The sequence below is a fragment of the Saccharopolyspora sp. genome, assembly GCF_017434145.1.
GTDB classification, from domain to species: Bacteria; Actinomycetota; Actinomycetes; order Mycobacteriales; family Pseudonocardiaceae; genus Saccharopolyspora_C; species Saccharopolyspora_C galaxeae.
Window position 1 is genome coordinate 1 of record NZ_JAFRFW010000367.1, and the last position, 8384, is coordinate 8384.

The following is an 8384-nucleotide window of genomic DNA, read 5'->3' on the forward strand; positions in this document are numbered from 1 at the left end:
GGCACCGAACCGCACGAGGTCGTTCCGGTCGTCCCGGCGGCGGTGCTGTTCGATCTGCCGATGGGCGACTGGGGCAACCGGCCGGACGCCGCCTTCGGCCACCGCGCCTGCGATGCGGCCTCGGCCACCGAGGCTCGGGAGGGCAACGTCGGCGCCGGAACCGGCGCGGTCGCGGGCTCGCTCAAGGGCGGCACCGGTTCCGCCAGCGCGGTGTTCACCAGTGACGTGCTGGGCAGCGAGGTCACCGTCGGCGCGTTGATGGCCGTGAACTCCTCGGGCTCGGTGATCGACCCGGAGACCGGGTTGCCCTGGAACCCGCATCCGGGCCTGCGCGCCCCCTCCGCCGACGAGATCGCGGCGGGCAAGCGGCTCGGCCCCCGGCCGTCGCGGCACGGGACTGCGCAGCGTCCGGTGAACACCACCGTCGGAGTCGTCGCCACCGACCTCGCGCTGACCAAACCGCAGTGCCACCGGATCGCGGTCGCCGGGCACGACGGGCTGGCGCGCGCGATCCGGCCGGCGCACGGGATGTCCGATGGGGACACCGTGTTCGCGCTGTCGACCGGTTCCCCCGCGGCGTCCAGGGAACGGGATTCCGATCAGCGGCTGGCCGGTGCCGAGGCGCGGCTGCTCGACGAGGTCTGCGCCGCCGCGGCCGACGTCGTGCAGCACGCCATCGTGCGCGCGGTGCTGGCCGCGGAACCGGTGGGCGAGGTGACTTCCTACACGCGCACCTACCCCTCGGCGCGGGAATGAACCATGGTTGGCGGACGTTGATCCCGCCGAACGGCACCGGCCGGGGGCGTGGCCTCCCGGATCGTGGGACACCGGTGCCCCACATAGTAGGATGGTGCTTGTGCTGGTGATTCGACGCGACCTCGTCGACGCGATGGTCGCGCACGCTCGACGGGACCACCCGGACGAGGCGTGCGGCGTCATTGCCGGCCCGGACGGGTCGGACCGGCCCGAGCGGTTCGTCGAGATGATCAACGCGGAGCGCTCGCCGACGTTCTACCGCTTCGATTCGAGCGAGCAGCTCAAGGTGTGGCGGGAGATGGACCAGGCCGATGAGGAGCCGGTCGTCATCTACCACTCGCACACCGCGACCGAGGCGTACCCGTCGCGCACCGACGTGTCCTACGCCTTGGAACCCAATGCGCACTACGTTCTCGTGTCCACCAGGGACCCGGAGACCCACGAGTTGCGCTCGTACCGCATCCTCGACGGCGTGGTGACCGAGGAGCCGGTGGAGATCGTGGAGTCCTACATGTTCGCCCACACCGGCACCGACGAGGTGCCCGACCGCGGCTGAGCCGCGCTCGCCGCAGTCATTCGGCGAGCGGGCGTGTGCAAGTTCCGTTCAGTAGTTCCTGTGGACAGGGAGGTACCCCCATGGCAATCAACGTCTCGATCCCCACCATCCTGCGCACCCACACCGATGGCCAGAAGTCGGTGGAGGCCAGCGGCAACACGGTCGCCGAGGTCATCAACGACCTGGACAGCAAGCACAGCGGCCTCAAGGACCGGCTGGTCAAGGAGGGCTCGCTGCACCGCTTCGTGAACGTCTACGTCAACGACGAGGACGTGCGGTTCTCCGGTGGCCTGGAAGCCAGCGTGGCCGACGGGGACAGCGTGACGATCCTGCCGGCCGTGGCCGGCGGCATGCGCTGAGGCGGAGGCGAACGTCGTGGCCCGCTACGACTCATTGCTCGACGCGCTCGGCGACACCCCGCTGGTCGGGTTGCCGCACCTGTCACCCGCACCGGACGTGCGGCTGTGGGCGAAGCTGGAGGACCGCAACCCGACCGGTTCGGTCAAAGACCGCGTCGCGCTGTCCATGATCGAGGCGGCGGAGAAGGAAGGCCGGCTCACCACCGGCTGCACCATCCTGGAGCCGACCTCCGGCAACACCGGCATCTCGCTGGCGATGGCCGCCAAGCTCAAGGGCTACGGCCTGGTGTGCGTGATGCCGGAGAACACCTCCGAGGAGCGCAGGCAGATCCTGCAGGCGTTCGGCGCGCGGATCGTGTCCTCGCCCGCCGCGGGCGGCTCGAACCAGGCGGTCGCGGTCGCCAAGGAGCTCGCCCAGCAGAACCCGGACTGGGTGATGCTCTACCAGTACGGCAACTCCGCGAACGCGGACGCGCACTACCGGGGGACCGGGCCGGAGATCCTGCGGGACATGCCGGGCCTCACGCACTTCGTTGCGGGGCTCGGCACCACGGGCACGCTCGTCGGTGTGGGGCGCTACCTGCACGAGCACAAGCCCGGGGTGCAGATCGTGGCGGCCGAGCCGCGCTACGGCGAGCTGGTGTACGGGCTGCGCAACCTCGATGAGGGGTTCGTGCCCGAGCTCTACGACGAGAGCGTGCTGTCCCGCCGGTTCTCCGTCGGGTCCTACGACGCGCTGCGGCGCACCCGGCAACTGCTGGAGTCCGAGGGCATCTTCGCCGGGATCTCCACCGGCGGCGTGGTGCACGCGGCGTTGACCATCGGCGAGAAGGCGGCCGCGGCCGGGGAGTCCGCGGACATCGTCTTCGTCGTGGCCGACGCCGGGTGGAAGTACCTGTCCACCGGCGCCTACGGCGGCACCCTCGACGAGGCGGCGCAACGCCTGGACGGCCAGCTCTGGGCCTGAACCCGCCGCCCGCATTTCTTCGCAAGGCCCACCCGATCCGCTCGGGTGGGCCTTGCGTTTTCGCCGTGCCAGGTGCTCGCTGCAATGCGCGTTGACTTTGCGGCGACGGGACGTGCCAACGTAGCTGCATGTTGCGCGTGAGTGAGCAGACCCGTGAGCGGGTCCGGCAGCTGGCACAAGGGGAATTCGGCGGCGTCAGCGTCGACGAGGCGTTCCGGCGGCTGCTCGATGAGCATTGGGAGTCCGCCGCCGTGGCCGCGGTCGAGTACACCCGCGAACACGAGCCCCACGAGTGGGAGGCGTATCTCGCCGAGGCACGCGCATGGGCGGCCGCTGGGGCCTCGGTCACCGACTGATCGGGCCGGAGCGTGACCGCACGCGAGAACACTCCGGGCGAGCCGGTGGTCAGGTTGCTGAGGCGAGCGCTGCCCAGCCGCTCCGCCGTTGACGAGGTCGTCAGCCGGCGGCCGTGAGGTAGCGGGTGAGCATGGCGACGAGCTCGTCCTCGAGCCGCTCGGCGTCGATCGGGTCGGGTGCGGCGACGAGGTGGTGCACGACGAATTCGATCGTGGACACCAGCAGCCGGGCGGCCGTGCCGGTGTCGTCCACCCGGACCTCGGGATGCCCGTCGAGCAGTTCCCGCACGCCCGCCACCCTTTCGCGCTCGTGCTGCGAGATCCGTTCCAGCAGCTGCTGGGAGCGCGGTGCTTGTTCGAGCAGCAGGCGCAGCAGCCGCGGATCCTCGCGGTGGTTGTCGATCGCCGTGCGCACGAACCCCCGGACGATCTCCTCGAACGACTCGGGCAGCTGCTCGTCCTGGCGCCGCAGCGCGGCCGCTCCGTCGTCGAGGTGCCTGCTCATCAGCTCGGCGAGGATGGCGTCCTTGTTCGGGTAGTACTGGTACAGCGAGCCGATCGAGATCCGCGCCCGCTCGGCGATGCGGTTCGTGGTGCCCGCGGCGTAACCGTGTTCGGCGAAAACGTGAGCAGCCGCGGCGAGGATGCGTCGCCGGGTGAGTTCGGCGCGGACCTGGCGGGGCTGTTTGCGGGGCCGGAGCCTGCGCTCGCCGGATGTCATGGCACCTCCTGCCGGGCCGTGAAAGCGAGTAGACCGGGAACTGAGCAATTGCTCATAATAGTGCCATGAACTGCGAAGGAACTAGCCATCGAACGGTGCGAGCTGATCGGCTCCGGTCGTGACCCGCGCCCGCGAGCGATTCCGCCGAGTGCCGCTGGACGAGATCCGCGCCCGGATCGGCGAGCCCGACGACGGCCTCAAGGCCGCGAAGTCCGGCACCCGCATCGACGAGCACGCGCACCGGTTCATCGCGCACTGCCCGTTCCTGTCGCTGGCCACCGCGGACGCGGCGGGGTTGCCGGACTGCTCACCCCGCGGTGACTACCCGGGTTTCGTGAAGGTGCTGGACGAACACACGCTGGCGATCCCGGACCGGCCAGGCAACAAGATCGCCGACTCGTTCCGGAACCTGGCGGACAACGACGGGATCGGGTTGCTGTTGCTGATCCCCGGCGTGCGGGAAGTGCTGCGGATCAACGGCCGCGGTTACGCCACCGACGAACCCGACGTGCTCGCGCGGATGCAGGTCGAGGGCAAGGACCCGATGTTCGCGCTGATCGTCGAGGTGCAGCAGGTGTTCTTCCACTGCGGGCGGGCGCTGCTGCGCTCCCGGCTGTGGGATCCGGCCAGCCAGGCGCTGGCCGACGAGATCCCGTCCGCGGGCGAGATCGTCGCCGCCGAGCTCGGAGCCGATCCCCAGGTGTTGAACGACCGGCTCGAAGCCGCCTACCGCCAGCTGTACTGACCACGAGGATTTTCCCGATGCAGCAAGCGATTCTCGATCGCATCGACCCGGTGGCCGAGGACGTCGCCGCGCTCGTCCTGCGCGGTGCGAGCGCCCCGTTGGCGCCCTGGGAGCCGGGAGCGCACATCGATCTGGCGTTGCCGAACTGGCTGACCCGGCAGTACTCGCTCTGCGGTGATCCCGCCGACCGGGAGCACTACCGCATCGCGGTCCGGCACGACCGGCTCAGCCGAGGCGGTTCGGAGTACGTGCACCGGTTCCTCCGGCAGGGCCGCACGCTGGACATTTCGTTGCCGCGCAACCATTTTCCGCTCCGGGCCGCGCCGGAGTACCTGTTCGTCGCGGGCGGGATCGGGATCACGCCGATCCTGCCGATGCTGCAGGCGGCCGTGGCGGCGGGGTCCTCGGCGACGCTGGTCTACGTGGGACGGTCGGTGGCGGCCATGCCGTTCGCCGACGAACTTCGCCGCGACCACGGCGATCGGGTGCGCATCGTCGCCACGGAAGATCAGTGCCGACCCGATTTCGCGGCGCTGGCCGGGGAACTCGGTCCGCGTGCGCTGATCTACTGCTGCGGACCCACGTCGATGATCGCTGCTGCCGAGGCCGCGTTTCCCGCGCAGCGGCTGCACGCGGAACGTTTCCGGCCGGTGGCCAAGACCTTCCCGCCGAACACAGCGTTCGAGGTGGCGTGCGCCCGCTCCGGGCGAACCGTCGAGGTCGCGGCGGACGAGACGTTGCTGGACGCGCTGAACCACTCCGGGCATCCCGTGGCGTCCGGTTGCCGCGAAGGCGTCTGCGGCAGTTGCGAACTCACCGTCGTCGAAGGCGAGCCCGAGCACCGGGACGACATCGGCGCCGAGCAGGGGCGGATTTTCGCCTGCGTGTCCCGCGCGCGGTCGCCGCGGCTGGTGGTGGACCTGTGATCAGCCGGTGAAGGAGTACGAGCGCAGCCCGTTGCCCACGCCCGGCACGACCAGCACGGCGCCGTCGGCTTCGCCGGGGGAGGCGAGTCCTTCGCGGGCGGTCGTGACGTACAGGTCGGTCAGGTCCGCGCCGCCTAAGCAGCAGCTGGTCGGGCGCTGCGCGGGTAGCTGGATCGTGCGGTCGAGCTCGCCGCTGGGCGCGTACCGCCGAACCTCACCGCGGTCCCGCACGGTGATCCAGAGGCAGCCGTCCGCGTCGGTGCACAACCCGCCCGGTTCGCCGTCGATCGCCAGCAGCGGGCGGCGGCCGCCCGCCTCGCCGGACTGCGCGTCGAAACCGAGCACGTCCACCCGGTGCGTCGCGCTGTCGACGAAGTAGAGCCGGGTGTCGTCCGGGCTGAACGCCAAGCCGTTGCCCGCGGCCACACCGCGCAGCACGACGTGGGCGGCGCCACGCGCGTCGACCCGCACCAGCCAGCCGTCGCCGCCGTGCTGTTCGGGGACCGTGTTCGCCCACAGCCGCCCGCGCGTGTCGATGGTGCTCTCCCCGGCGCGCACGCCTTCCCGAGCCCAGAAGGTGAGCCAGGTGCGGCTCTTGCCGTCCGCATCGAACAGCGCGACGCCCTCGTCGAAGTGCAGCAGCAGCCCGCCGCGCGTCCGCGGTTTGGCCGCGCTGATCTGCTGGGGGACGTCCATGGCGTGATCGGTGTCGTCCGGCGCGTAGCGATGCGCGGAGTGCGCGCGCAGGTCGGTCCACAGCAGGGTGTCGGTGCCGACGTCCCAGGTGGGGCTCAGGCCGACGGAAGCGTTCGCGCGCACCGCGAACTCGGCTCGCGCGGTCATCGCCACCTCCTGCGAACGGCTTCCGGTCGCCGGGGAGCTTAACGTTCGCCGCTGTCGACCCGAGGTCGTACCCGAGTCATCCGGGTAATCTCGGAAGGGTGACGAACCAGCCGGCACGGCAACGGCCCCGGGTGCTGCCGCAGCAGCCGCTGCGCGCGGCGGTCCAGATGGCTTTCCTGATCGCGGTGCTCTACGCGGTCGAGTTCGCGGACCAGCTGACCCCGGCCACCAGCCTCGACGACAACGGCATCGTGCCTCGCGCGGTCGACGGCCTGGACGGGATCGTGTGGGCGCCGCTGCTGCACGCGGGCTGGGCGCACCTCATCTCGAACACGCTGCCGCTGCTGGTGCTGGGCTGGCTGGTGCTGGCCAACGGTGCACGCCAGTTCATCGCGGTCACCGCCACGGTGTGGATCGTCGGCGGCCTCGGCACCTGGCTGATCGGGGCGCCGCCCACGCACGTCGGCGCCTCCGGCGTCGCCTTCGGGTGGATGGTGTTCCTGCTGGTCCGCGGCTTCTTCCTGGGCAGCGTCGGGCAGATCCTGGTGGCCGCGGTGCTGTTCTTCTACTGGGGCGGCATGTTGTGGGGCGTGCTGCCCGGCCAGCCCGGCATCTCCTGGGAGGGCCACCTGTGCGGCGCGCTCGGCGGGCTGCTCGCGGCGTGGCTGGTGTCCCGCAACACTCGTCGTCCGGACAAGCCCGCCTCGCCTGGCACACTGTCCGCGTGAGCAACGCGCCGATCGGGATCTTCGACTCCGGCGCGGGCGGGCTTACCGTCGCCCGCGCGGTCATGGACCAGCTTCCCGGCGAATCCGTGCGCTACGTCGGCGACACCGCGAACGCCCCTTACGGCCCGAAGCCGCTGGCCGACATCCGCGCCCGCACCCTCGCGATCACCGACGCGCTGGTGGCGGACGGCGTGAAGGCACTCGTGATCGCCTGCAACACGGCCTCGTCGGCCTGCCTGCGCGACGCCCGCGAGCGCTACGACATCCCGGTCGTGGAAGTCGTGCTGCCCGCGGTCCGCCGCGCGGTGGCCACCACCCGCAACAACCGGGTCGGCGTGATCGGCACCCAGGCCACGATCCGCTCGCGCGCCTACGAGGACGCCTTCACCGCCGCCCCGCAAGTGCGGTTGAGCACCGCCGCCTGCCCCCGGTTCGCCGAGTTCGTCGACCGCGGCATCACCAGCGGACGCCAGGTCCTCGGCCTCGCGCAGGGCTACCTGGACCCGTTGCAGCAGGACGACGTGGACACGCTGGTGCTCGGCTGCACGCACTACCCGCTGCTGACCGGCGTGCTGCAGCTGGCGATGGGCGAGCAGGTCACGCTGGTCTCCAGCGCGGAAGAGACCGCCAAGGACGTGGTGCGGGTGCTCACCGAGAACGACCTGCTCAGCACGGCCGGCGATGCCGAGCACGAGTTCCTGGCCACCGGCGAGCCGGACCGGTTCGCCAAGCTGGCCCGCCGCTTTCTGGGGCCGATGTCGGCGACCGGGTCCGTGCGGTCGTTCGCCATGTCAGGCTCGGTCTCGTGAAGCTGACGATTCTCGGGTGCTCCGGCAGCCTCCCGCGGCCGGATTCGCCCGCCTCCGGTTACCTCGTCGAGTCCGCCGGTTCGCGGATCGTGCTCGACCTGGGCAGCGGCAGCATCGGCACGCTGCAACGCTTCGCCGACCCGTTCGCGCTGGACGGCCTGTTCCTGACGCACCTGCATCCGGACCACTGCGCGGATTTCGGCGGGTTGACGGTGCTGCGGCGCTACCACCCGGACCCGCCGTTCGACGCGAGGGAGCACCGGCTGCCGGTGTTCGGGCCGCCGGAGGCCGCGGACCGGCTGGCCCGGCTGTACGCGCCGAGCTCCGCGGAGCTCGGCGACACCGACCTGTCCGACGTGTTCGAGTTCGGCGGTGTGGACGAGCCGATGCGTGCCGGCGCGTTCGAGGTCACCGCGCTGCCGATGGATCACCTGTGCCCGTCCTGGGGTTTCCGGGTGCGGAGCGAGGACCGGGTGCTCGCCTACACCGGCGACACCGGCCCGTGCGCGGAGCTGGGCGAGCTGGCCCGCGACGCGGACGTGCTGCTGGCGGAGGCGTCCTGGCCGGACGCGCCGGACCGCCCGGACGGCGTGCACCCAAGCGCCAAGGGCACCGCCC

12 protein-coding genes are annotated in these 8384 nt (G+C 71.1%); 10 read left to right on the forward strand and 2 right to left on the reverse strand.

Annotated features, from left to right (window positions below):
- From IJH84_RS09940 to IJH84_RS09960, 5 genes are all read left to right on the forward strand, one after another.
- On the forward strand, positions 1 to 756 hold a 756-nt coding region (locus IJH84_RS09940; RefSeq protein ID WP_295143077.1), incomplete at its 5' end, for a P1 family peptidase.
- Positions 757 to 856: 100 nt separating this feature from the next.
- Positions 857 to 1312 (forward strand): M67 family metallopeptidase, encoded by a 456-nt coding sequence (locus tag IJH84_RS09945; RefSeq protein WP_295143081.1) that lies wholly within the window; start codon positions 857 to 859, stop codon positions 1310 to 1312.
- 80 nt (positions 1313 to 1392) lie between these two features.
- Positions 1393 to 1671, forward strand: coding sequence for a MoaD/ThiS family protein (locus tag IJH84_RS09950; RefSeq protein ID WP_200072730.1), 279 nt, complete (start codon positions 1393 to 1395; stop codon positions 1669 to 1671).
- A gap of 16 nt (positions 1672 to 1687) precedes the next feature.
- On the forward strand, positions 1688 to 2638 hold the full coding sequence (locus IJH84_RS09955) for a PLP-dependent cysteine synthase family protein (protein WP_200072731.1): 951 nt from the start codon (positions 1688 to 1690) through the stop codon (positions 2636 to 2638).
- A 128-nt stretch (positions 2639 to 2766) separates the two neighbouring features.
- The gene (locus IJH84_RS09960; RefSeq protein WP_295143087.1) at positions 2767 to 2994 is read left to right on the forward strand and encodes a hypothetical protein; all 228 of its coding nucleotides are present in this window, start codon (positions 2767 to 2769) and stop codon (positions 2992 to 2994) included.
- A gap of 100 nt (positions 2995 to 3094) precedes the next feature.
- On the opposite strand, the gene IJH84_RS09965 is transcribed toward IJH84_RS09960, so the two are convergent.
- Positions 3095 to 3715 carry a TetR/AcrR family transcriptional regulator gene (locus tag IJH84_RS09965; RefSeq protein WP_295143090.1) on the reverse strand — a complete coding sequence of 207 codons (621 nt, stop codon included), beginning with the start codon at positions 3713 to 3715 and terminating at the stop codon, positions 3095 to 3097.
- Between the two features lie 118 nt (positions 3716 to 3833).
- Between IJH84_RS09965 and IJH84_RS09970 the strand changes: the two genes are divergently transcribed.
- Positions 3834 to 4460: an MSMEG_1061 family FMN-dependent PPOX-type flavoprotein gene (locus IJH84_RS09970; protein ID WP_295143093.1), complete on the forward strand. Its 627-nt coding sequence runs from the start codon at positions 3834 to 3836 to the stop codon at positions 4458 to 4460.
- A gap of 17 nt (positions 4461 to 4477) precedes the next feature.
- The gene (locus IJH84_RS09975) at positions 4478 to 5386 is read left to right on the forward strand and encodes a PDR/VanB family oxidoreductase (RefSeq protein ID WP_295143096.1); all 909 of its coding nucleotides are present in this window, start codon (positions 4478 to 4480) and stop codon (positions 5384 to 5386) included.
- On the opposite strand, the gene IJH84_RS09980 is transcribed toward IJH84_RS09975, so the two are convergent.
- Positions 5387 to 6229 (reverse strand): SMP-30/gluconolactonase/LRE family protein, encoded by an 843-nt coding sequence (locus IJH84_RS09980; RefSeq protein ID WP_295143099.1) that lies wholly within the window; start codon positions 6227 to 6229, stop codon positions 5387 to 5389.
- Between the two features lie 131 nt (positions 6230 to 6360).
- On the opposite strand from IJH84_RS09980, the gene IJH84_RS09985 reads away from it, so the two are divergent.
- The 3 genes from IJH84_RS09985 to IJH84_RS09995 form a co-directional block, all read left to right on the forward strand.
- Entirely contained in the window at positions 6361 to 6957 is a 597-nt protein-coding gene (locus tag IJH84_RS09985; protein ID WP_200072782.1) for a rhomboid family intramembrane serine protease, read from the forward strand.
- Positions 6954 to 7766: a glutamate racemase gene (gene murI / locus IJH84_RS09990; protein WP_200072736.1), complete on the forward strand. Its 813-nt coding sequence runs from the start codon at positions 6954 to 6956 to the stop codon at positions 7764 to 7766. Before IJH84_RS09985 ends, murI begins: the two co-directional genes overlap by 4 nt.
- The coding region (locus IJH84_RS09995) for an MBL fold metallo-hydrolase (protein WP_295143104.1) at positions 7763 to 8384 on the forward strand (622 nt) is incomplete at its 3' end. The genes murI and IJH84_RS09995, both read left to right, overlap by 4 nt.